21 protein-coding genes are annotated in these 22,866 nt (G+C 66.4%); 20 read left to right on the forward strand and 1 reads right to left on the reverse strand.

Annotated elements, in window-relative coordinates; genetic code table 11:
- Positions 1 to 135 precede the first annotated feature (135 nt).
- The 8 genes from ppsA to rutA all read left to right on the forward strand — a co-directional run bounded on the left by ppsA (position 136) and on the right by rutA (position 9,998).
- Positions 136 to 2,670, forward strand: coding sequence for a phosphoenolpyruvate synthase (gene ppsA / locus U9J23_RS07630; protein WP_326602181.1), 2,535 nt, complete (start codon positions 136 to 138; stop codon positions 2,668 to 2,670).
- A gap of 58 nt (positions 2,671 to 2,728) precedes the next feature.
- Positions 2,729 to 3,514 carry an AraC family transcriptional regulator gene (locus U9J23_RS07635; RefSeq protein WP_230825258.1) on the forward strand — a complete coding sequence of 262 codons (786 nt, stop codon included), beginning with the start codon at positions 2,729 to 2,731 and terminating at the stop codon, positions 3,512 to 3,514.
- Positions 3,515 to 3,656: 142 nt separating this feature from the next.
- Positions 3,657 to 4,691: an iron-siderophore ABC transporter substrate-binding protein gene (locus tag U9J23_RS07640; protein ID WP_145691965.1), complete on the forward strand. Its 1,035-nt coding sequence runs from the start codon at positions 3,657 to 3,659 to the stop codon at positions 4,689 to 4,691.
- 20 nt (positions 4,692 to 4,711) lie between these two features.
- Complete coding sequence (locus U9J23_RS07645; protein WP_272269388.1) at positions 4,712 to 5,731, forward strand: FecCD family ABC transporter permease; 1,020 nt, start codon at positions 4,712 to 4,714, stop codon at positions 5,729 to 5,731.
- Positions 5,728 to 6,780 carry a FecCD family ABC transporter permease gene (locus U9J23_RS07650; protein ID WP_442802274.1) on the forward strand — a complete coding sequence of 351 codons (1,053 nt, stop codon included), beginning with the start codon at positions 5,728 to 5,730 and terminating at the stop codon, positions 6,778 to 6,780. The genes U9J23_RS07645 and U9J23_RS07650 overlap by 4 nt, the downstream gene beginning before the upstream one ends.
- A complete protein-coding gene (locus tag U9J23_RS07655; RefSeq protein ID WP_272269377.1) occupies positions 6,777 to 7,577 on the forward strand; it encodes an ABC transporter ATP-binding protein in 801 nt (266 codons plus the stop codon). The genes U9J23_RS07650 and U9J23_RS07655 overlap by 4 nt, the downstream gene beginning before the upstream one ends.
- 154 nt (positions 7,578 to 7,731) lie before the next feature.
- Positions 7,732 to 8,781, forward strand: a complete 1,050-nt coding sequence (locus U9J23_RS07660) for a LacI family DNA-binding transcriptional regulator (protein ID WP_272269376.1) — start codon at positions 7,732 to 7,734, stop codon at positions 8,779 to 8,781.
- Positions 8,782 to 8,912: 131 nt separating this feature from the next.
- Entirely contained in the window at positions 8,913 to 9,998 is a 1,086-nt protein-coding gene (gene rutA, locus U9J23_RS07665; RefSeq protein ID WP_272270188.1) for a pyrimidine utilization protein A, read from the forward strand.
- Between the two features lie 208 nt (positions 9,999 to 10,206).
- Here the strand turns inward: rutA and U9J23_RS07670 are convergent, their stop codons facing one another.
- A complete protein-coding gene (locus U9J23_RS07670) occupies positions 10,207 to 11,073 on the reverse strand; it encodes an SDR family NAD(P)-dependent oxidoreductase (RefSeq protein ID WP_326602869.1) in 867 nt (288 codons plus the stop codon).
- Positions 11,074 to 11,160: 87 nt separating this feature from the next.
- Here U9J23_RS07670 and U9J23_RS07675 point away from each other — a divergent pair, with 87 nt between their 5' ends.
- The 12 genes from U9J23_RS07675 (at position 11,161) to U9J23_RS07730 (ending at position 22,834) form a co-directional block, all read left to right on the forward strand.
- Complete coding sequence (locus tag U9J23_RS07675) at positions 11,161 to 12,024, forward strand: cupin domain-containing protein (RefSeq protein ID WP_326602185.1); 864 nt, start codon at positions 11,161 to 11,163, stop codon at positions 12,022 to 12,024.
- Entirely contained in the window at positions 12,021 to 13,655 is a 1,635-nt protein-coding gene (locus U9J23_RS07680; RefSeq protein WP_272270092.1) for an ABC transporter substrate-binding protein, read from the forward strand. Before U9J23_RS07675 ends, U9J23_RS07680 begins: the two co-directional genes overlap by 4 nt.
- Positions 13,656 to 13,693: 38 nt before the next feature.
- Entirely contained in the window at positions 13,694 to 14,431 is a 738-nt protein-coding gene (locus U9J23_RS07685; RefSeq protein ID WP_272270090.1) for a cupin domain-containing protein, read from the forward strand.
- A 4-nt stretch (positions 14,432 to 14,435) separates the two neighbouring features.
- Positions 14,436 to 15,455, forward strand: a complete 1,020-nt coding sequence (locus tag U9J23_RS07690) for a zinc-dependent alcohol dehydrogenase (RefSeq protein WP_272270087.1) — start codon at positions 14,436 to 14,438, stop codon at positions 15,453 to 15,455.
- Positions 15,439 to 16,572 carry an ABC transporter permease gene (locus tag U9J23_RS07695; protein WP_272270084.1) on the forward strand — a complete coding sequence of 378 codons (1,134 nt, stop codon included), beginning with the start codon at positions 15,439 to 15,441 and terminating at the stop codon, positions 16,570 to 16,572. The genes U9J23_RS07690 and U9J23_RS07695 overlap by 17 nt, the downstream gene beginning before the upstream one ends.
- Positions 16,569 to 17,399, forward strand: a complete 831-nt coding sequence (locus U9J23_RS07700; RefSeq protein WP_272270081.1) for an ABC transporter permease — start codon at positions 16,569 to 16,571, stop codon at positions 17,397 to 17,399. Before U9J23_RS07695 ends, U9J23_RS07700 begins: the two co-directional genes overlap by 4 nt.
- On the forward strand, positions 17,392 to 18,306 hold the full coding sequence (locus U9J23_RS07705) for an ABC transporter ATP-binding protein (protein WP_272270079.1): 915 nt from the start codon (positions 17,392 to 17,394) through the stop codon (positions 18,304 to 18,306). Before U9J23_RS07700 ends, U9J23_RS07705 begins: the two co-directional genes overlap by 8 nt.
- Positions 18,303 to 19,172, forward strand: a complete 870-nt coding sequence (locus U9J23_RS07710; RefSeq protein ID WP_272270077.1) for an ABC transporter ATP-binding protein — start codon at positions 18,303 to 18,305, stop codon at positions 19,170 to 19,172. Before U9J23_RS07705 ends, U9J23_RS07710 begins: the two co-directional genes overlap by 4 nt.
- A complete protein-coding gene (locus tag U9J23_RS07715) occupies positions 19,169 to 19,909 on the forward strand; it encodes a cupin domain-containing protein (protein WP_272270075.1) in 741 nt (246 codons plus the stop codon). The genes U9J23_RS07710 and U9J23_RS07715 overlap by 4 nt, the downstream gene beginning before the upstream one ends.
- A gap of 94 nt (positions 19,910 to 20,003) precedes the next feature.
- Entirely contained in the window at positions 20,004 to 20,807 is an 804-nt protein-coding gene (locus tag U9J23_RS07720) for an IclR family transcriptional regulator (protein WP_272270072.1), read from the forward strand.
- A 28-nt stretch (positions 20,808 to 20,835) separates the two neighbouring features.
- A complete protein-coding gene (locus tag U9J23_RS07725) occupies positions 20,836 to 21,621 on the forward strand; it encodes a maleate cis-trans isomerase family protein (protein ID WP_326602191.1) in 786 nt (261 codons plus the stop codon).
- A gap of 28 nt (positions 21,622 to 21,649) precedes the next feature.
- Positions 21,650 to 22,834, forward strand: coding sequence for an FAD-dependent oxidoreductase (locus U9J23_RS07730; RefSeq protein ID WP_272270068.1), 1,185 nt, complete (start codon positions 21,650 to 21,652; stop codon positions 22,832 to 22,834).
- The last annotated feature ends 32 nt before the right edge of the window (positions 22,835 to 22,866 follow it).

Raw genomic sequence — 22,866 nt, forward strand, 5'->3', positions numbered from 1 at the left:
CGCGGTCGAGAACACCATGGTTTCGGTTTCTGGCTTCCCCCTTTCACGTTATACCGGATCCTCGGCTCTCATGAGGATCGAAAATTCGGTTCATACTCGCCCGCACAGCATCGAATCAGCAGGTGGGGAGCCGAAATGGGATACGTACTGAATCTTCGGGACATCGACCGGTCGTCGGTGTCGGCGGTCGGTGGCAAGGGGGCAGGACTCGGAGAACTGCGGCGCATCGAGGGCGTCGACGTGCCGGAGGGCTTCTGCGTGACGACGGACGCCTTCCGGAAGGTGCTCTCCGAAGCGCCACATCTCGACGACCTGCTCGAGCAGCTCTCGCGGGTCGCGGCCGACGATCGCGCCGCGATCGCGGCGCTGAGCGCTCGGGTCCGGCAGGTCATCGAAGGATGTGCAATTCCGGACGATCTCGCCGCGGAGATCGCAGACGGTCTCCACGAGCTCGGTGACGACGAGCCCGTCGCCGTCCGCTCGAGCGCGACCGCCGAAGACCTGCCCACGGCTTCCTTTGCGGGGCAACAGGACAGCTATCTGAATGTCGTGGGCGCCCCGGAAGTCATGAGGCGCATCGGCATGTGCTGGGCGTCGCTGTTCACCGAGCGTGCCGTCGGCTACCGGTTGCGCAACGGCTTCGGCCACCGGAAGGTCCACATGGCCGTGATTGTGCAGCGGATGGTGCCGGCCCAGGCGGCGGGGGTCCTCTTCACCGCCGATCCGATCACCTCCGACCGCACGGTGACCCGAGTGGACGCGGGATCCGGGCTCGGTGACCGGTTGGTGTCGGGCCTGGTGAACGCCGACGCGTACACCGTGCGGGCCGGCGACATCGTGGACAGGACGCAACGGCAGGACGTGCCGGTGCTGACGGACGCGCAGATCGGGGAACTCGTGCGGCTCGGCCGGCGCATCGAAGCACATGCCGGATGCCCGCAGGACATCGAATGGTGCCTGGCGGACGGCGGTTTCCGGATCGTGCAGAGCCGCCCGATCACGACGCTGTTCCCGATCCCGGAGGCCGGCGACGACGCGAACCGCGTGTACGTCTCCGTCGGTCACCAGCAGATGATGACCGACGCGATGAAACCGCTGGGCATCTCGGTGTGGCAGCTCACCAGCCGCGCTCCCATGCGCCACGCGGGCGGACGCCTGTTCGTCGACGTCACCTCGATGCTGGCCTCACCCAGCCGGGGGCCGGGAATCGCGGCGGCGCTCGGCACGTCCGACCCGCTCATCGGCGATGCACTGCAGACGGTTCTCGACCGGCGGTTCGTCCCCCTGCGCCCCGACGACGATGCGAACGGCGCTCCGGTCGGGTTTCCGTCAGCCCCAACAGAACTCGATCCGGATATCGTCACAGAGCTCATCGCGCGCGGCGAAGCCTCGGTGGCAGAGTGCGGACGTGTCATCGCAGGTAGATCCGGACCGGCACTGTTCGATTTCATCCGCGCCGACATCGGGGAACTGCAGGACAGGCTGTTCGATCCGCTCGGCGGACAGGCCATCATGGCGGGAATGGAGGCCGCGGGACGGTTGAACACTCTGATCGAAGAGTGGCTGGGGGAGCGGAACGTCGCGGACGTCATCAGCCGATCGGTTCCTCACAATGTCACCGCCGAGATGGGGCCGGCGTTGCTCGATGTCGCCGACGCGATCCGCCCGTACCCGCAGGCGGTCGACTTCCTGAGGCAGGTCGCGGCCACGGGTGTCGACGACGAACTCTTCCTCGACGCACTGGAACGGTGTGAAGGCGGCCCGCACGTCCGAGCGGCCTTCGACGGCTTCCTCGCCCGGTACGGCATGCGATGTGTCGGAGAAATCGACATCACGCGCCCCCGCTGGAGCGAACAACCGACGGCACTCGTCCCGACGATTCTGGGAAACATCGAGAACTTCGAACCGGGAGAAGGCCGGCGGCGGGTCGAACGCGGTCGGCAGGAGTCGCAGCAGAAGGAGGCGGAACTGCTCGAGCGGGTGCGTGCACTGCCGGACGGAGACGGCAGAGCGGACGAGATCAAGACCCTGATCGACCGCATCCGCAACTTCGCGGGCTACCGGGAATACCCGAAGTACGGCATGGTCGCCCGCTACTTCCTCTACAAGCAGGCGCTCCTGCGTGAAGCCGCGACTCTCGTGGAGGCGGGAGTGATCGACGGGGAAGAGGACATCTTCTACCTGCGCTTCGACGAACTCGACGAGGTCGTGCGAACGCCGCGGCCGTGCGGTGAGCTCGTCGCGGAACGGAAGGATGCCTTCCGCTCGTTCGAAGCACTCACACCGCCCCGGGTGCTGCTGTCGACCGGGGAGATGCTCTCCGGCGCGTACCGGCGGGAGGATCTGCCCGAGAACGGGCTGGCCGGGCTGGCGGTCTCGGCCGGGGTCGTCGAGGGGCGCGCGCGGGTGGTCACCGACATGTCGCAGGCCGACCTCGCGCCGGGCGACATTCTCGTCACCGCCTACACCGATCCGAGCTGGACCCCGTTGTTCGTCGCGGTCGATGCGCTGGTGACGGAGGTCGGAGGGTTGATGACCCACGGCGCGGTCATCGCGCGCGAGTACGGGTTGCCGGCCGTCGTGGGTGTCGAGGGCGCGACCCGCATCATCCGCGACGGGCAGCGTATCCGCGTACACGGCACGGAAGGGTACGTCGAGATCCTGACCTGAGCCGCGGCGGCGGGACATGTGAGGATTGTCGTCGTCACGGAGCGGAGGAGGGCGTCGGGTGAAGAGCGTCGAGGCGGTCGAGAGCAGGACGTTGCCGGTCTACGAGGCCGGCGAGATCGACGTGCCCTTCGTCATCGCGGGCATGGACGAGCTCGTCTCCCGCGAGACCCGCTTCGAGGCGCATTCGCATCCGACGCACGAACTGCTGTGGAACGACCGGGGTGCCTCCACCGCGACCATCGGTTCGCGCACATGGACGATCACCCCGACCATGGGCCTGTGGATTCCGGCGGGCCTGCTGCACTGGGGTGTCCTGCCCGCCGGAACCTGGTACCGCACCGCGCATTTCGGGATCAACTCGGCCCCGTCGTTGTCCGACGGACCGGTGGCGGTGGAGATGACATCCCTGCTGCGACTGCTGCTCGACCGGCTGACGGACGATCGTCTCGGCAACGACTCGCGCTCGCTGACCGAACGCATGGTGATCGACGTGCTGGCGCCGGCCGAGAACGAACTGATGGTGCAGGTGCCCTCGTCGCCGGTCGTGCGGCCGATCGTCGAGGCGATCGCCGAGGACCCGAGCGATCCGCGGACGCTCTCGGACTGGGCGGCCGAACTGGGTGTGAGCACCCGCACCATCACTCGCACCTTCCGGTCGGAGACCGGCCTGAGTCTCGGGCGCTGGGTCGCGGCGGTGCGTGCCCAGAGAGCGGTGATGTTGCTCGGTCACGGCACCGACGTCGACGACGTCGCCGAGCAGGTGGGCTACCGATCGGCGAGTGCGTTCGGTGCGGCCTTCCGCCGGGTCACCGGCACGACGCCCGGGGTGTTCCGCGTCGGCTGATGTCCCGATCGCTACAGGAGCTGTCCCGATCGAGCGATTGCGTCGGATTCGGGCGAACATTACGGTTTAGGCAAACCTCGCCTAACTGCCGCCGGTGGTAAGACCGAGGGCCCTACCCCGTACGAGAGTGAGTTCTGCCTCCATGCGTTCGAAGCGCTTTCTGACGATCGCCGCCGCATCCGTCGCGGTCGCCCTCGGTCTCACCGCCTGTGGATCCGACTCCTCGGAGACCACCGACTCCGGCACCGCCGGTTCGGGTGAGTACCCCCTCACCATCGAGCACGCGCTCGGCACCGTCACCCTCGACGCGAAGCCCGAGCGCGTCGCCACGGTCAACTGGGCCAACCACGAGGTGCCGCTGGCCCTCGGGGTGGTGCCGGTAGGTATGGCGGCCGCCAACTTCGGCGACGACGACGGCAACGGCATGCTGCCGTGGGTCGAGGAACGTCTCGAGGAACTCGGCGCCGAGACCCCCGTGCTGTTCGACGAGACCGACGGCATCGACTTCGAGGCTGTGTCCGATACGAACCCCGACGTCATCCTCGCCGCCTACTCCGGTCTGACGCAGGAGGACTACGAGACCCTCAGCGAGATCGCTCCCGTCGTCGCGTACCCCGAAGCTCCTTGGGCCACCTCGTGGCGCGACATGATCGAGCTCAACAGCGCCGGGCTGGGTATGGCCGAGGAGGGCAAGGAGCTCGTCGCGAGCCTCGAGCAGGAGATCTCCGACGCGGCCGCCGCCCACCCCGAACTCGAGGGTAAGGCGACGATGTTCCTCACCCACGTCGACACCGCCGACCTGAGCCAGGTCAGCTTCTACACCGCCAACGACACCCGCGCCGCCTTCTTCGAGGACCTCGGACTGGCCACCCCGAAGAGCGTCGCGGACGCCTCCACCGACGACGCCTTCTCCAAGAAGGTCAGCGCCGAGCAGGTCGACGTCTTCGACGACGTGCAGATCATCGTCACCTACGGCGACCAGGAACTCGTCGACGCGCTCGAGGCCGATCCGCTGCTGTCGCAGATGCCCGCCGTCCGCAACGGCTCGATCGTCTTCCTCGACGGCTCCGGCCCGCTCGGTACCGCAGCGAACCCGACGCCGCTGGCGATCTCCTGGGTCCTCTCCGACTACGTCCAGCTGCTCTCCGACGCAGCTGCCAAGACGAACGCGGAGTGACCGCACTACACGACGAGTCGATGCCGAGCGCCCCCGAGAAGGGGCGCTCGGCCATCGGCAATTCCGTCTGGCTTCTCGTTCTGCTCGGTGTGCTCGTCCTGCTGGTGATCGCATCGATCACGATCGGTTCGCGCAACGTCGACTGGGCCGACATCGTCGCGGCCCTCGGCGGCGCCACCGACAACATCGGTCAGGGCGCGATCGCCAAGCGCATCCCGCGCACGGTGCTCGCGCTGCTGGTCGGCGCGGCGCTCGGTCTCGCCGGTGCCGTGATGCAGGGGGTGACCCGTAATCCCTTGGCGGACCCGGGCATTCTCGGCGTCAATATGGGCGCCTCGCTCGCCGTCGTGATCGGCATGGCGTGGTTCGGACTGTGGACGCAGACCTCGATCATCTGGATCGCGATCATCGGTGCCGCCGCTGCTGCGGTGTTCGTCTACACGATCGGGTCGCTCGGGCGTGGGGGAGCGACACCCCTCAAACTCGCCCTCGCCGGTGCCGCCACTTCGGCGGCGCTCGCGTCGTTCGTCACCGCCGTGATCCTGCCGCGCGGCGACATCGCCGGCAGCGTGCGGTCGTGGCAGATCGGCGGCGTGGGCGGCGCGAACTACGACGCCATCTCCCAGGCCTTGCCGTTCTTCGTCGTCGGCTTCGTCATCTGCCTGCTGTCGGCGCGCAGCCTCAACTCCCTCGCGCTCGGCGACGACATGGCCGCCGGACTCGGGGAACGCGTCGCTCTCGCCCGCGGCATCGCCGCGCTCGGCGCTGTGCTGCTGTGCGGAGCGGCGACCGCCATCGCCGGCCCCATCGCATTCGTCGGTCTCGTCGTGCCGCACCTGTGCCGGTTGCTCATCGGCATCGACAACCGATGGCTGCTGCCCTTCTCCGCTCTCGTGGGAGCGGGACTGCTGACCGCCGCCGACGTCGTGGGCCGCATCGTGGCGCGACCCGCCGAGATCGACGTCGGCATCATCACCGCGCTCATCGGAGCGCCCTTCTTCGTGTACATCGTCCGACGGCAGAAACTGCGCGAACTGTGACCGCCACACTCGAGACCATCGACACCGGCATCGACGACCTCGCCGCGAGCCGGATACGGCGCGGACGCCGGCGCCGCCTCGTCATCGCCGTGCTCGCGTCGCTCGTGGTCGTGGCCTTCGTAGCGAGCCTGATGTTCGGACGGACCTTCTACCCGCCCGCGGACGTGTTGCGCGTCGTGCTCGGACAGGACGTGGCGGGCGCGAACTTCACCGTCGGCCGACTGCGGCTTCCCCGCGCGGTCCTCGCGGTGGTCGCCGGCGTCTGTTTCGGCCTCGGCGGCATCACCTTCCAGACGATGCTGCGCAACCCGCTCGCGAGCCCCGACATCATCGGGATCAGCTCCGGCGCGAGTGCTGCTGCGGCCTTCGCCATCATCGTGCTCGGATTCGGTGGCACCGGGGTATCGGTCGTCGCGATCGTCGCGGGTCTGGCGGTGGCCCTGCTGATCTACGGCCTGTCCTATCGCGGTGGGGTGGCGGGCACGCGCCTGATCCTCATCGGCATCGGAATCGCGGCCATGCTCGACAGCGTCACGTCCTATCTCCTGAGCACCGCGGCGACGTGGGACCTGCAGGAGACGATGCGCTGGCTCACCGGCAGCCTCAACGGTGCGACGTGGGGTGCGACGGTGCCCGTGATCGTCGCCCTCCTGGTGCTGGGGCCGGTACTGCTCGTGCAGACCCGCAACCTGTCGATGGTCCAGCTCGGCGACGACGCGGCGCAGGCCCTCGGCGTGCGGGTCGAACGCACCCGCGTATTCGCGATCGTCTCGGCGGTCGGACTCATCGCGTTCGCGACCGCCGCGGCCGGACCCATCGCATTCGTCGCCTTCCTGTCCGGTCCGATCGCCGCGCGGATCGTGGGGCGTGGCACGTCGTTGTTCGTCCCGGCGGCACTCGTCGGGGCGCTGCTCGTGCTTGTCGCGGATTTCGTCGGCCAGTACGCCTTCGGCACGCGCTACCCGGTGGGCGTGGTGACGGGTGCGCTCGGCGCGCCCTATCTCGTCTACCTCATCATTCGTTCCAATCGCGCGGGAGGCTCGCTGTGACCGCAACGCACACCCTGATCGCCGAGAACCTCGAGCTCGGCTACGGCAACCGCACCGTCGTCGAGAATCTCGATCTGAAGGTGCCGCCGGGACGGATCACGTGCATCGTCGGCGCCAATGCGTGCGGGAAATCGACGTTGCTGCGGTCGATGTCGCGGTTGCTGTCGCCGCGCGGCGGCCACGTCCTGCTCGACGGCAAGGACGTCCACCGCCTGCCCGCCAAGAAGCTCGCCCGCACGCTCGGGTTGCTGCCCCAGTCGCCGATCGCACCCGAGGGCATCGTCGTCGCCGACCTCGTGGGCCGCGGCCGACATCCGCACCAGCGGGTGCTCTCGCGCTGGAGCCGGGAGGACGACGCGGCAGTGGCCGATGCGCTCGCCGCCACCCACACCACCGAACTCGCCGAGCGTTCCGTGGACGAACTGTCGGGCGGTCAGCGGCAGCGCGTGTGGATCGCCATGGTGCTGGCGCAACAGACCGACCTTCTGCTGCTCGACGAACCCACCACCTTCCTCGACGTGAGCCACCAGGTGGAGGTCCTCGACCTGCTCACCGACCTCAACCGCGACCGCGGCACGACGATCGTCATGGTCCTGCACGACCTCAATCTCGCCGCGCGATACGCCGACCATCTCGTCGCGATGGCCGACGGCAGCATCTACGCATCGGGAGATCCCTCCGAGGTGCTCACCGGCGAGACGGTGAAGGCGGTCTTCGGTCTGGACAGTCGCGTGATCTCCGATCCGGTCTCCGGCAAGCCTCTCGTCCTGCCCGTGGGGCGGCACCACATCATGTGACCGTCCATCCGCTACAGCATTGGTCATCCGCTACGACAATTGTTGTAGCGGATGGCAATAGTGGTAGCGAATGCGCGAGGGAGGTCGGAGGGGTCGATCCTGTGTTCTCCGCGTGAACCCTGCTCTCCCGCCGTCGTGTCCCTACAATCCGGGGATGGGGAACAGGTCGGTCACCAGTTACGACGTTGCTCGCCGCGCAGGGGTGTCGCAATCGACGGTCTCGCGTGCCCTGCGCGACGACCCGCGCGTCGTGGAGAAGACCCGCCTGCGCATCCGGGCCCTCGCGAAGGAGATGGGATACGTCCCGCACGTCACGGCCCGGAGCCTGATCACCCGGAAGTCGTCGACCATCGGGATCGTCAGCGGCGACCTGCACAACCCCTCGTACCCGACGCTGGTGAACACCCTGCAGGACTGCTTCGCCCGCAACGACTACCGGGTTCTGCTCATGAGCGACCGCACCGAGGGTTCGCTGGAGAAGGACATCCTCGCGTTGCGTGGGGGACTGGTGGACGGCGTCGTGTTCATCTCCTCGCGCCTCGATTCACCGATCGTCTCGGAGATCGTCGACTGGAACATTCCCCTGGTGATCCTCAATCGTGACGTCGACGGAGTGTACGCAGGGCGGGTCGACCGCGTCACCTCGGACAATCTGGGAGGCGGCCGGCTCGTCGCCGATCATCTCGCTACGATGGGTCATTCTCGAATCGGTCTGATCTCGGGTCCGCTGCAGAATCCCAGTATCCGGCTGCGCGAGTCGGGATTCCTCGAAGGCCTGAAAGACGTCGGAATTCTCGTCGAGGAGCGTCATGTGCATCGTGGGCCGGTGGACGCGACCACGGGACTCGAGGGTGGTCTGGCTCTACTCGGCGCCGAGGATCGGCCGACCGCGGTGTTCTGTGCCACCGACTACATTGCATACGGAACGCTCGACGCGGCGAAACGATTGAATCTCGAGGTGCCGACCGACGTCTCGATCGTCGGTTACAACGATCTGCAGCAGTCGAGCTGGGCGATCTTCGATTTGACGACGGTGCATCAGCCCTTGGAGGAGATGGCTGCGGCTGCGGCGGACCTCCTCCTTGCACGGATCGACGGGGCTGCGGGCGATCCTGTGCACCGGAACTTCGGGGTGGAGTGGGTGGAGCGGGGGAGTGTTGCGCCGTGTCCGCAGCAGTGTGCAGGGCCCGTCGCTGATCGTTAACGTGGGCAACAATTCTGTTACCGAGGGGCACGAATCCGGCAACAACTGCTGCATACATTCGAATGCACAGCGAGTCGGGCAGTGTGGCCGGATCGCGTCCTCGAATCTCCCCGCCCTCAGGAGTGCGTGACATGGAAATCGGCGTGTTCATCCCCATCGGTAACAACGGCTGGCTCATCTCCAAGAGCGCCCCGCAGTACATGCCCTCGTTCGAGCTCAACAAGACGATCGTGCAGAAGGCCGAGAAGCACGGCCTCGATTTCGCGTTGTCGATGATCAAGCTCAAGGGTTTCGGTGGGGAGACCGAGTTCTGGGACCACAACCTCGAATCCTTCACGCTCATGGCCGGTCTCGCGGCCGTCACCGAGAAGATCAAGCTCTTCGCCTCCACTCCGATCCTCACCCTGCCGCCGGCGATGGTCGCCCGGATGGCGTCGACGATCGACTCGATCGCTCCCGGCCGGTTCGGCGTCAACATCGTGACCGGTTGGGCACCCAACGAATACACGCAGATGGGTCTGTGGCCCGGTGACGAGTACTTCGGCTACCGCTATGCGCAGGCCACCGAGTACGTGACGGTGATGAAGCAGTTGTGGGCCGATGGCGTCAGCAACTTCAAGGGCGAGCACTACACGATGGACGAGTGCGTCCTGTCGCCCGCCCCGTCCGGAGGCGGGGTGCCGATCGTCGCGGCGGGACAGTCCAAGAGCGGCATGAAGTTCGCCTCCGAGATGGCCGACTTCAACTTCATCATGGGCACCGGGATCAACACCCCGACCGCGATCTCGGATTCGGTGGCGACCCTCGTCGACGCGGCCGCCGGGACCGGCCGGGACGTCGGTGCGCTGACTCTGTTCATGATCATCGCCGACGAGACGGACGAAGCGGCACAGGCGAAGTGGCAGGACTACCACGACAACGCCGACCTCGCCGCACTCGGATACATGGCGGATCAGTCCGCTGCCGACGCCACCGCCGACGATTCGTCGACGGCGAAGACCATCTCGCTTCCCGAGGGCGCGGTGAACTTCAACATGGGCACTCTCGTCGGTTCCTACGAGACGGTGGCGAAGATGCTCGACGAGGTCGCGGAGCTCGAGGGCATCAAGGGCATCATGCTCACCTTCGACGACTTCGTCGAGGGCATCGAGAACTTCGGTACCCGTATCCAGCCTCTGATGAAGAGCCGTAACACCATCCAGGCCGCCGCAGCCTGACACGGGCGCAGACGGACAACACCGTCGTCGCCTGACGAGCAGATCATCGACCAGGCCCCCGGCCGGTTCGAACCACGACGGGACTCGATCCTCTCGACGTGGTTCTACCGCCGGGGGTCTGCTCTGCGCTGTCTGCCGTGCCGTCGATGCCGGATCCGGGTTCCTCTCGTCCGGACTGCCGCGACCGGACGAGAGGAACGAATGACGTTCACACGCCGGAGGTGTCCATTCCGGCCACGGTGCGGTAGATGCCGGCCGAGACGTGGAGAAGTTGTCCCGTGATGAAGCGGGCTTCCTCCGAGGCGAGGAAACGCACGGCGTTCGCGACATCGATCGACTCGACGGCTCGCCCCATGGGGGAGGGGGACACCAGTCGACTCAGGGTTGTCGGCTCCAACGCGTTCAGCTTCTCGTTCGCAATCAGTCCGGGCACAACCGAATTGACTGTGATTTTGTGGCGGCCGAGCTCGAGCGCCAGGGTGCGCGTCAGCCCGTCGGTGGCGGCCTTGGAGACGGCGTAGTTCGCGTTCTGCGCGCTGCCGGTCGCACCGATCGAGGTGACGTTCACGATCCGGCCGAATCCCTGTTCCATCATGGATGGAACGACGGCCTGTGCACACCACCAGGCGGTCCGGAGATTGGCGTCGAGCGTAAACTCCAGATCTTCCCGCTGCAGTGACGCGAACGCACCCGTGCGCATACCGCCGGCGTTGTTCACCAAGATCTCCACAGGTCCGAGTTCCTTTGTGGCTCTGCGGACCACGTCTGCGGCACCTTCCCGGTTGTCGATGGTGCCCTCGATCACATGTACCTCGGTCAGGGTTTCGAGCTCGCTCACGAGCCGGGTGATCGACGGATTCGATCTCCGTACCTGAAGGGCGACCGACGCGCCTCCCTCCGCAAGTACGCGTGCGATCACCGATCCGGTATGTCCTCCGGCAGCTGTCACCAGCGCGACATGTCCCTTCACCTGCATCCTGTATTCCCTTCGACGGCAAGAAGTTAGAAGTACTTCAGTATCGAAGCACGCATCGGTACCCACGTCGAACGACTTCTCGACCGGTGAGACGGTCATCCCCACATGTCGAGGGGTGTTATCAACATGCGATGCAAGATCGTCCCGGTTTATTAACTCCTAGGAAATCGATTCCCGGAAAACGGGGTGCAGAATCGTGTGCATGCGAATCCCCATGCAAGCGAATGCTGTCCGCATGTCCCTTCCTTCCGCCCGATGAAGCCACACGTCCAGTACCGGCATATGAGCGAGTCGGCCTGGATCGATCTCGGGGCAGGTTTCCGATGCCGCGAACTCAACCGTGACGAGAACGAGGACGCGACGATTTCGCTGTTCGAGGTTCCTGCCGGATGGTCGGACAGCGAGATCCGTTTGGGCTACGGCGATCTCGAAGTGTTCGTCCTCTCCGGAGAACTCGCCTTCTCGGACGGGGTGGTGGGGGTTGCGGGGAGTTACCACCGCTGGTTCTCCGATGATGGTTCCACCGCTGCTGTACGACCGGAGGGTCCCGCGACCGTACTCGTTCAGCGGGCGCTGGGCGCCATTCCCTCGCGAGCAACTGAAGGCGTTGTGCTCCACATGGATCCGGTCGACTTCCAGTGGCGAGGCCACGGGCGGGGCAGGAACAGGTCCGAGATGGCCGTCCTCCGCGAGGATTCGCACACGGGAGCGCAGACATACGCACTCAGACTCCCTCCTGGATGGGTCGGACGCGCGGGGCAGCACTTCCATACTGTGTCGGAGGAGGCATTCATCGTCGCCGGCGACGTCGCCCTCGAAGACGAACCGGTGTACACCTCGGGAAGCTACCTCTTCCGCCCCCCTCATGTGGTGCACGGTGCTCGCGAGCGCAGTGAGACCGGATGCTTCGCGCTCACCTGGACAAGTGGGCCAATAGATTTCAATTACGTGACCGTCGAAGGTCCGATGGCCGTACCGAGTGGAATCACGCGCTCGGGCGGATGCTTCGGAATTCACTCGCACCAGACCGATTCGGAGAACCACACGTGATCGTTTCAAATCTCGGACCGGCCGCGCGTCGGCGTGTGCTCAGCTGGACCGCCGTGGCCACGGCCCTCACCTTTGCGGTGAGTGGCTGTGCGGGTGCCGGTGGGGCGACCACCACGAGCGGAGCATCGAGCGACAGTCAACTCACCATGTCGGTGCCGGCCGTGCCCAACACCCTGTACCCGCTGATGGAGCCGGTCGCTGCCCAGTTCGCACATCTCCCGATGCTGAGCAGCCTGCTGCAGTACGAACCCCAGGAACGCGGCGAGACAGTGCTGCCCGGGGTGGACCAGGTGGTTGCCGGACTGGCGGAATCCTACGAACTCGTACCCGAAGGACTGGTTCTGAAGCTGCGCGACGCAACTTCGGCTGCCGGGAACCCGCTTACCGCGGAGGACGTCGCCTACACCTTCGAGCGAGCAGTGGCCGTGGAGGACTCCATCGGGAAGTTCCTGATGACAACCGGCGGCATCGATCCGACCATGCCTGTCACAATCCTCGACGAGGACACCGTCCGGTTGAACGGGGCGGTCACGCCCCTCGTCCTGTTCGCCATCACCTACTACTATCCCGGGATTCTCGACAGCACCGTCGTGAAGGAACATGCCACGGACGACGATCCGTGGGCGACGGAGTGGCTACGGACGAACAGCGCCAACTTCGGCCCGTACACGGTGGAATCGTTCCAACCCGGCGAACGCATCGTCTATACGGCCAATGAGAACTACTGGGAGGGCGAGCCGCCCTACGACAGCGTCGTGGTACTGAGTGCCGGAGCCCAGTCGCCCGTCCAGCTGCTCAAGTCCGGGTCCGCCGACTTCGCGGCCCGCGTGCCGGGCAACGTCTACGAGGAGATGAGGGACGTCGATGGCTTCGACACCTACGTCTCTCCTTCACTGAGCCAGCAGGTGGTCGTGCTCAACAAGAAGGCAACTCCGGCTCTCGGGAACGTCGACGTGCGCCGAGCCCTCTCCATGGCGGTCAACCGCCAGCTCCTCGCCGACACCGTCTACAGCGGCACAGCGGAGCCTGCTGAATCGGTGTTGTCGTCCAGTGTGCCGGGCGTGGGCGGCGAGACCGGCAAGTACTTCTCGTATGAGCTGGAGGAGGCCAAGCGTCTGATGGCGTCGACGCCCTTCGCAGACGGCTTCGATCTGTCCCTCACCGTCAGCGCCGGCTCCGCACCGGGTGTCGATGCGAACAGTGTCGCGATCGCCCTGCAGTCCGCATGGAAGGAACTGGGTGTGAACGTGCAGATCGAGAACATCGGCAGTGCATCACGCTTCTCGGAAGTACAGACGACGTCTTCGTTCGAGGCATTGCTCACGAGTGAGGCGCCGGCTGCTGCCGACATCGCCTACGCCATGAGCCTGCTGCACACCGCGGGTGGGCCCTTCAACTACGGCTTCGACGACGACCCCGTCGTCAACGACCTGATTGCACAGGCGGTCGCCCAGCCTCTCGGTGAGGAGCGCACCCGGCTGGGTGTCGAGGCCGTCGCGGCGTGGAACGAGACGATGGGATCTATTCCGCTGGTGGACACAGGAATTGCCTATGTCGCGGCCGACGGTACCTGCGGACTCGCCACGTACCCCTATCTCGCGCCGCTCGCCTACCGTTTGTCGCCCTGCTGAACGCAGGACCGGCACCAACGCGACGAAAGGGAACGACAGTGACTGATCGGACCGTCATCGTGCGGACCGCCGATATGGAGTGGGCACCGGTGCCCAACGCCCCCGGCCTGTTCACCAAACTGCTCCGTGCACGCCCGGGAGGCGGACGCACCGCGCTCCAGAGGATCGACACGAACGAGGGCTATACGCCCCCGACCCGCGCTCACTTCCACAATGTCTACGAAGAGATCATGTGCGTGAAGGGCGCCATGAGCTTCGACTCGGTGATGTGGCTCGAACCGGTCGACTACGTCTACCACCCACCACGCACGGTCCACGGTTTCATGAGTGCGCTGAAGGAGGAAGCCTGGTTCCTCTCCCGGGTGGGCGGCACCCTCGACTTCAATTACATCGACGAACCCCTCGCCCGCGAGGCGTACGCGGTCGGCCGGTACCCGGAGACGAGACCGCTCGTCTACGCACCCCGGCCGCTCGGGAGCGAGCAAGGGGACGGCGGAGTCAAGGCGATTCCCTTGAGCGTCGACACGGCGAGCGGTGTGGGAAGCCGGGTGGTGGAACTGGCCGCGGGCGCGACCTACGACCTCGGGGGCCACGATCACGCGGACGTCGAATTCTTCGTGGTGACCGGAGCCGTGACATACAGGGGCGCCGACCTGGAGGAGGGAACCTTCGTGTTCTCACCCGGGCGATCCTCAGGGAACGAGCCCCTCGTCGCCGCCGCCGAAGGTGCCGTGGTGTACGTGACCTTCCTGCCGAATGAGGACGACTATGCGTAGAGCCGTGATAGCACGACCCGGCGTCGTCGACGTCGTGGACGTACCCATCCCCACCATCACCGACAACCAGGTGTTGGTCCGCGTCGTTCGGTTCTCGCCCTATGGGACCGACATCGAGATCGCCGCGGCCCGCGAGCCCCGCTATCTGCGGGACTCCTATCCCGTCGGATTCGGTGTGGACTTCGCAGGCGTCGTCGAGCAGGTGGGCTCCGCGGTAGAGCGCTGGTCGGTCGGTGACCGCGTCACCGCAGCGGGCCTACCGGCGTGCGGGACGTGCCGTATGTGTATGGCCGGCCGGACGAACCTGTGCCACGGCTTCATCGCGGGCGAGTTCCCTCGCCAGGAGGTCGCGCAGGAGTTCGTCGCTGTGGACGCGTCGCATCTCACCCGTATCCCCCTCGGCGTGGATCTCGACGATGCGGCGATGCTGTCCGGGGTGATGACCGCGGTCAACGGCTTCGACCTCGTGCACACCGAGAAGGACGAGGATTGCGTCGTGATCGGTCTGGGCGCTATGGGGCTGGCCGCAGTGGCGGTCGCCGTGGCCCTGGGTTGCCGTGTCGTCGGAGTCGGCGTGGGGGAGGAGAACCGACGGATGGCAAGCGAACTCGGCTGCCACGACATCATCGACGTCCCCGAGCGCAACTTCCCGATCCGCGACGCGATACACGAGCTGCTGCCGGACGGACCGTCGGTGGTCTACGAATCCACCTGCAGCGACTGGGGTATCGCCCAGTCGTTCGAGGTGTGCGGTTACGGCGGTCGAATTGCTCTCCTCGGCGGGGGATCATTGCCCGTCGACGGATGGGCGCTGATCGAACGGGAACTGACGGTCGTCGGTGTCCGAGCGGCCCCGAACAAGGAGAAGTCGCTGCATCTGCTGGAACAGGGCTCCATCGACCTGAAACCGACCATCGCGCGGCGGATCACGCTCGAGGAGCTCCCCGAGGTCTTCGACGGATGGATCAATCGGACCCCGGATCGGGTGAAAGGAAGGGTGATGGTGGATGTCGCAAACGGTTGATCGCACCGCCCTGCCGGCGTCCACGGCGCCGGACATCCCCGACGTAACACCGGAGTCTCCGGCCCGAGGCTCCGTAGTGCTCCGTATGTGGCAGCGCCTGCCCTGGGGCGTGCGCTACTTCCTCGGACGTCTCGCACTCGTACCGGTGACCCTGTTCGCGCTGTGCACCTTGGCATTCGGGCTTGTGAATCTGATCCCAAGCAATCCCGCCGGTGTCCTCCTCGGCGACTTCGCCACGCCCGACGAGATCGCCCGGGTCAACGCCGAACTCGGTCTCGATCAGAGCCTCTGGGCCCGCTATGTGGAATTCCTGAAAGCGCTGGCGGGTGGCTCCCTCGGTGAGTCCTACTTCACCGGCGAGTCGGTTACGGCTGCACTCGGTGCCCGCGTGGCCTCGACGCTCGAACTCGTCGTCGGCGCCTGGATCGTCGCCCTCGTGCTCGGCACCGCCCTCGGTGTGGCCATGGCGTATTGGAAGTCGCCCGTCGCACGATCGTCGATCAGCACGGGTGTAGCACTGATCCAGGCGATCCCGGACTTCGTCCTGGGTATCCTGGGCAGCCTCGTCTTCTTCTACTTCCTCGGTGTACTGCCGCTCCCGCTGGGACAGCTCCCGATGGCGGCATCGTCACCTCCGGCCATCACGGGCGCTGCGTTCCTGGACGCCGTGCTCACCGGTGACTGGAGCACGGCGGGCGCCGCAGCCCAGCAGATGGTCCTGCCCATTGCGGCGCTCGGGATCTCTGGCAGCGTCGTGTTCGCCCGGGTGGTGTACGCGGCGGCCTCGGAGGCCTTCGCGTCATCGCATACCGCGTTCGCCCGAGCACGTGGAATCGGTGAATCGACCGTCGTCCGCCTCGCAGTGCGTGCCTCGCTGCTGCCGGCGGTGGCAGCGAGCGGAATCGTGGTCGGCAGCCTGATCGGCGGCAGCGCGGTGGTCGAGGTCGTCTTCAACTGGCAAGGCCTCGGCCAGTGGGGCGCCGAGGGCGCGCTCGAGGCCGACATCCCGGTGCTCGAGGGCTACATCATCGCCGGTGCAGGCTTGGCGTTGCTCGCGTACATCGTCGCCGACATGTCCATGTACTGGCTCGATCCGAGAGTGCGGGTGAAGAGATGAAACGTCCCGATTCGAGTGTCGTCGTCGCCGTCGTCGTGGTGGTCGGACTCCTGCTGGCGGGCTTCGGCCCCTTGCCCTTCGACCCGCGGGAACCGCACCTCGAGGCGATCCTGACCGGTCCCGGTACGACCCACTGGTTCGGAACCGATCGCAGTGGCCTCGATGTGTTCTCCGTGACACTGGCCGCGACCGCGGAGATCCTGCCCATCGCACTGGTGGGCACCCTGGTCGGCGGAGTGCTCGGCGTGGTCCTCGGTGCTCTTGCGGCCTCGGTCCTGTCGGGCCGGGAGTCGGGCTCGTCCGGCCGCAGTGAATGGCTCTTGCGCGTACTCGACATGATGCAGTCGTTACCCGTCGCCGTCCTGATGATCATCGTCGTCGGCATAGGGGGGCGGGGCACCAACGTCGCCGGGGTGATCGCCGCCCTCGCACTGGTCAACATCCCGTTGTTCGCGAAGGTCACCTACGCCCAGGCGCTGTCGGTGGTCCACGAACCGTACGTCGTCGCGGCGCGCGGATACGGTGCCTCCCGCACGCGGATCGCGCTGCGGCACATCCTGCCCGGGGTGTCGGGCATCATCGCAAGCCAGTTCTCGCTGTCGATCGGCAACGCGATCATCGCCCTTGCAGCCCTGGGCTTCCTCGGTATCGGTATCGCCCCGCCGGATCCGAGCTGGGGTGAACTCATCCGTCAGGGATCGGAGGAGGTGGCCAGCGGGGTCTGGTGGCTGCTGGTCTTCCCGACCGCCACGATCTGCGCTCTCGTGCTGGCATTGAACGCCCTGGCACGCCGCCTCTCGACCAGGAAGGGGCTCGCCCATGCCTGAATCCGCCGTGCTCGGCACCCCGTCGAGCTTTCTCGGCACGCAGACGGAGCCCGTACTGTCCGTCTCGCACCTGAACGTCACCTATCCGGGACAGAAGCCCGGCAACCGCGCGGTGGACGATGTGTCCCTCGAGCTGCACCGCGGCGAGATCGTCGCCGTGGTGGGGGAGTCCGGATCCGGCAAGTCCACCCTCGTCCGGTCCGTGATCCGGCTGCTGCCGGCCTCGGCCGACATCCAGGGAACGATCGGTGTCGTCGCGCGGGACGGCACCCGATACGACGACCTGCTCGCACTCCCGGACCGAACGTTGCGGCAGGTCCGTGGCAAGGTCGTGGGATTCGTCCCCCAGAGCACGTCCGGGGCGCTGAATCCGGTGATCTCGATCCGTCGCCAGTTCGAACTCACCTTGCGGTCCGAGCGGTTGACCAGGAAGGAGATGCGCGAACGCGCAATCGAGGCATTGTTCGACGCCGGGGTCCGGGACTTCGATCTCGTGTGGCAAGCCTATCCCCACGAACTGAGTGGTGGTCTCGCCCAACGGGTCGTGATCGCACTGGCCATCTGTAAACGACCGAGTGTCCTGCTCGCGGACGAACCCACCACCGCTCTGGACCCGATCGTCCAGGCCGACGTGTTGGCACGTCTGCGTCACACGGTGATGGAGACCCGCTCGGCGGCTCTGCTGATCACCCACGACCTCGGTGTCGCAGCACGCTACGCCGACCGCATCGTGGTGATGCTGCACGGCCGCGCCGTCGAATCCGGCGCGGTGAGCGACGTCGTCGCCGATCCGCAGCACCCCTACACCCGCGAACTCCTCGCCTCCGGTATGGGCCGCGGCGCGGATCTGCTCGGGACCGGGGAATCGGCACTCGGTGACACCGACCAGAAGGAGGCCGATCGATGACGACGGTGAAACTCGACCCCGCCACCGGTGTCGCCGACGAGGCGCAGCGGACCCCGAGCTGTGCGGTATCCCTCCGGAACGTCACCAAGCGCTACCGCAAGGGAAACCGGGACATGCTTGCGCTCGACCGCGTCGACCTGACCATCCGGGCGGGGGAGCGGCTGGCGCTCATCGGCGAGAGCGGTTCGGGCAAGTCCACCATCGGAAAACTCGTCCTCGGACAGATCCAGGCTGACGAGGGAGAGGTGAACGTCCTCGGAACCGGCACACTCGGCGGCAAGGAACGCGCCGGGCAGCTGGCCCGTCGTGTGGGTTTCGTGTTCCAGCAACCTTTCGATTCGCTCGACCCACGGATGAAGGTCGGCTCGTCCCTGGCCGAACCCCTGCGTATCCACCGACGCGACCTGTCGAAGGCCCAGATCACCGAGCGGGTGTCGGACGGCCTCGCCGCCGTGGGGCTTCCCCGCGAGTTCGTCTCCCGCTATCCGGGACAGTTGAGCGGTGGTCAGGCGCAACGCGTGTGCATCGCACGAGCGTTGATGCTCCAGCCGGACCTGCTCGTCCTGGACGAACCTACCTCGGCGCTGGATGCGACGAGCCAGCGTGAGGTGCTCCGCCTGCTGTGCGACCTGCACAGCGCGCGGGAGATCGCATGGCTGTTCATCACTCACGACCTGCGCGTCGCCGAGGCGATCACCGACACGACGGCCGTCCTGCGTCACGGAGTCATGGTCGAGTACGGCCCGACCGTGGACGTACTGGGAAATCCCTCGACGGACTACGCCCGGCGCCTGATCGACGCCAGCCTCGGGTCCGGACTCCACGCCCCGGAGCGCGGTCCCGTCGCAGGAGGTGTGGCGCTGTGACCACGCAGGAGACGCATCGAGCCGGCGCCCGGGTGTGCTACGACACGAGCGGGTCCGGGTGGGAACCCCTGCCGGACAATGACGGATCGTGGACGGTGCTCCGCCGATCCCCGGACGGAGCCGTTCTGTCGGCGCTCGTACACCTGGCACCCGGATTCGAGCGCACCCACCGGATGCGTGCCGGGGAACTGCCGACGATCGGCTACGTTCTCGACGGCTCGATCCTGCTGCGGGGAACGCAGTGCGACCGCGGCACGATGGTGGCCCTGCGCCCCCGCGGCGACGAGGAACTCACCCTCACCAGCAGCGGCGGCGCCACCATGGTGCTCATCCGCCGCCCCGATCACGGCGCCTGCCCGGGTCTCGACGATCACAGGGAGACCGTACTGGTGGCGACGCCGGAGGATATGCCGGTGGTCGAGTCGATCGTGGCCGGGAAGAAGACGGGCATCACCCGCAGGGTCATGTGGGTGGACTCGACCCTCGGTGGCGACATCCGCGAGCTGACCGTACCCCCGGGATTCGTCGGAGCCGGCCGCGGTCACCATCCCTGCGGCGAGGAGATCCTCTGTCTCGACGGAGCGATCACCGCGGACGAACTGCACGAGATGAAGCAGGGCTGGTATCTGTACAACCCCGCCGAGTACGTACACGGCGGGCACGAGTTCTCCGAACACGGAGCGAGGTTGCTCGAATGGCACGACGGAGCCTGGGATCTCGTCCTCGACCCCGCGTGACCGGTGATCGCGGCGGCACCCGACCGGGGTGCGTGGCACCGCGACACGAAGGGCATCGACACACAGTTCGTAAGCGACGTGGAGGAGTGCGCACATGGTGACGAGGAACGTCGTCGATACACAGAAACGACCCGAGAAGACGGCGCGGACGTCCGGGAGCAGCTCCGAGAGCCACCGCCGCCGGCTGGGTGTACTGCTCGGCTTCACCGAGGAACGTCATACCCAGACGGTCCAGGAGATCGCTGCGCGCGTGGACATCCCGGTCAGCTCGGCATACCGCTATGTCGGCCAGCTCCGGGAGGTCGGTCTGCTGGAGGAAGCCGAGTTCGGTGGCTACCGTGTCTCTCTGCGCGCGGTCGAGCTCGCCCGGGCTGCGCGGGCCGGCTCGGCAGGCATCGTCGAGGTGACGCGGCCGGTGCTCGAGCGACTGACCCGCGAGTACGGCGAAACCTCGCTCCTCATCCGACGAATGGGACATGCCGTGGTTGCGGTGGACATGGAGGAGACCCGGTCTTCCGTCCGGCTGGCGTTCGAACGCGGACGGCTCATGCCCCTGCACCAAGGCGCCGCCGCGCGCGTGCTCCTGGCGGCCATGAAGCCGAAGGAACGCGCCGAGTACTACGCCTCGATCTACTCCTTCGGCGCGAACCCGGATCTGCCCGGCGATGCCGAACTCGCCGAGATCGCCGAGCAGGGATGGGCCGAGAGCTTCGGCCAGATCGAGGAAGGCATCTGGGGATGCGCCGCCGCAATCAGGGCACGCCGCCAGGTCGTCGCCGCACTGAACATGGCGGGGCCCATCTACCGATTGGACGAGAACCGACGCGAACAGGTGAAGGCCGCGGTCCGGGAGGCCGCGGAGGAGATCAATGCACACCTGGCACGCATCGAGTTCTGAGGTCCGACCCCGGCCGGACGATCACTCGATGACACTTTCTGCACGCGAATCTAGGAGTATTTCAATGGGACTGGATGTCACCGGCTACCGAGCGAAGATCGGAGTGGTGGTGCCCTCGACGAACACCGTCGTCGAACACGATTGCGCGCTACTGGCGCCGCACGGCGTGACCTTTCACGTAGGCCGCTCCTATGTTGAACAGCCGGCGATGGACGACCACGAGACGTTCATGGGGCTCCAGAAACAGATCAACGACTCGACCGCCGTGGCGTTGCGCGACGTGATGACAACGCAACCCACCCACATCATGATGGGCATGTCGGCCCCCACCTTCTGCAACGGTGTGGCCGGCAACGAGGAGTTCCGTAGCCGGGTCACCGAACAGGTGGGAGGACTGCCCGTCACGACGGGTGCATCCGCCTGCAGGGCCGCGCTCGAAGCGCTCAAGGTCAAGCGGATCGCGGTGTTCTCGCCCTACCAGCCGGTCGCAGATGGATGGGTCGACCAGTACTTCGGCGAGGCGGGCTTCGACGTCCTTCACGTGACGGGTCTGCGTATCCCCTCGGCCACCGCGATCGCCGAGGTGGGGCCTGAACATATCGTCGACGTACTTCGGCGGATCGACGGACCGGAGGTCGAGGCGATCGTCCAGGTGGGAACCAACCTCTCGATGATCCGCGTCGCGGATCAGGCCGAGCACTGGCTCGGCAAGCCGGTGATCGCGATCAATGCGGCCACCATCTGGCACACGCTGCGGACGGCAGGGTTCGACGACACCTGGGGTGGCGCCGGGACGTTGCTGCGGCACCACTGACGGATATCTCTCGAAGGAGCTCGACAGAATGATGCAGGATACGAACCCGGCCGAACTCGATGCCGATGTCATCGTGGTGGGTGGCGGCCCGGTCGGCACCACCACCGCGCTCAAGCTGGCCCGCGGAGGGATGCGTGTGATCGTGCTGGAGGCACGGGAAGCGAACCTCTTGGAGGGCCGCGCCACCACCTTCCACCCTCCGACGTTGGAGATGCTCGAATCCATCGGCCTTACCGACGAACTCGTGCGGCGCGGTCTCAGGGCGCCCTACTACCAGTTCCGTGATGCGAAGCTGGGCAAGATCGTCGAACTCGATTTCGGCGTCCTGCACGAGGACACGCGTTACCCGTACCGGCTGCAGCTCGAGCAGAGCCACCTCACGCAGCTCGCCGTCGAAGCGCTGGAAGCGCATCCACTCGCCGATTTCCGGACCGGGTCCCGTGTGGAGTCCGTCGCGCAGCTGTCCGGCTGTGTCGAGGTGCACGTCGACAGTGGCGAGATCCTCCGGGCACGCCATGTCATTGCGGCCGACGGAATGCGCAGCGTGGTACGGACCGGTCTGGGACTCGGCTTCAGCGGACACACATACCCGGAGAGATATCTGGTGCTCTCCACCAACCTGCCCCTGCACGAGATCCTGGACGATCTCGCCGCGGTCAATTACGTCGCGGACCCGGAGTCCTGGCACGTGCTCCTCCGTAACCCGGCGGGGTGGCGGATCCTCTTCCCGGCTCCGCCCAGCGCAGGAACCGACGAGGAGGTGCTCGGCGATGACCACGTCCGCCGTGAACTTCGGCGCGTCCTGCCGGAAGCCGACCTGCCCGACCTCGAGCGCGTAACACTGTACGAGGTGCACCGTAAGGTCGCCGAACGATTCAGGGTCGGGGACATCTTCCTGGCGGGCGACGCCGCACACGTCAACAACCCGCTCGGCGGCATGGGCATGAACAGCGGTATCCATGACGGCATGCTGCTTGCCGAGATCCTGCTCGCCGGAGCCGACTCCGACGCCTTGGACCGGTGGGCGGAGAGCCGGCGGGCAGTCGCGCTCGAATTCGTCGGTGAGGAGACGGAGGGCAACTGGGAGGCTCTCCGAGAGGACGACGAGGAACGCCGAGCTCAGAAGAGAGAGGAATGGCGCGCGCTCGAAGCGGATCAGACCGCTCAGCGGGAGTTCTTGCTGCGTTCGTCCATGTTGGCCAGTCTGAAGTAGAAGAGGTTCCCGAGCCGCGGGCTGCTCTTGCA

This window comes from Rhodococcus sp. PD04 (assembly GCF_035918275.1).
In the GTDB taxonomy this organism is placed as follows: domain Bacteria; phylum Actinomycetota; class Actinomycetes; order Mycobacteriales; family Mycobacteriaceae; genus Rhodococcus; species Rhodococcus rhodochrous.

Excerpts from the sequence above, each read along its gene's own strand:
- U9J23_RS07700 (WP_272270081.1), top strand. The coding sequence starts at position 16,569 with ATGAAACGTCCCGATTCGAGTGTCGTCGTCGCCGTCGTCGTGGTGGTC.
- U9J23_RS07695 (WP_272270084.1), top strand. The coding sequence starts at position 15,439 with ATGTCGCAAACGGTTGATCGCACCGCCCTGCCGGCGTCCACGGCGCCG.
- U9J23_RS07710 (WP_272270077.1), top strand. The coding sequence starts at position 18,303 with ATGACGACGGTGAAACTCGACCCCGCCACCGGTGTCGCCGACGAGGCG.
- U9J23_RS07660 (WP_272269376.1), top strand. The coding sequence starts at position 7,732 with ATGGGGAACAGGTCGGTCACCAGTTACGACGTTGCTCGCCGCGCAGGG.
- U9J23_RS07670 (WP_326602869.1), bottom strand. The coding sequence starts at position 11,073 with ATGACCGTCTCACCGGTCGAGAAGTCGTTCGACGTGGGTACCGATGCG.
- U9J23_RS07725 (WP_326602191.1), top strand. The coding sequence starts at position 20,836 with ATGACACTTTCTGCACGCGAATCTAGGAGTATTTCAATGGGACTGGAT.
- U9J23_RS07730 (WP_272270068.1), top strand. The coding sequence starts at position 21,650 with ATGATGCAGGATACGAACCCGGCCGAACTCGATGCCGATGTCATCGTG.
- ppsA (WP_326602181.1), top strand. The coding sequence starts at position 136 with ATGGGATACGTACTGAATCTTCGGGACATCGACCGGTCGTCGGTGTCG.
- U9J23_RS07640 (WP_145691965.1), top strand. The coding sequence starts at position 3,657 with ATGCGTTCGAAGCGCTTTCTGACGATCGCCGCCGCATCCGTCGCGGTC.
- U9J23_RS07705 (WP_272270079.1), top strand. The coding sequence starts at position 17,392 with ATGCCTGAATCCGCCGTGCTCGGCACCCCGTCGAGCTTTCTCGGCACG.
- U9J23_RS07720 (WP_272270072.1), top strand. The coding sequence starts at position 20,004 with ATGGTGACGAGGAACGTCGTCGATACACAGAAACGACCCGAGAAGACG.
- rutA (WP_272270188.1), top strand. The coding sequence starts at position 8,913 with ATGGAAATCGGCGTGTTCATCCCCATCGGTAACAACGGCTGGCTCATC.
- U9J23_RS07645 (WP_272269388.1), top strand. The coding sequence starts at position 4,712 with ATGCCGAGCGCCCCCGAGAAGGGGCGCTCGGCCATCGGCAATTCCGTC.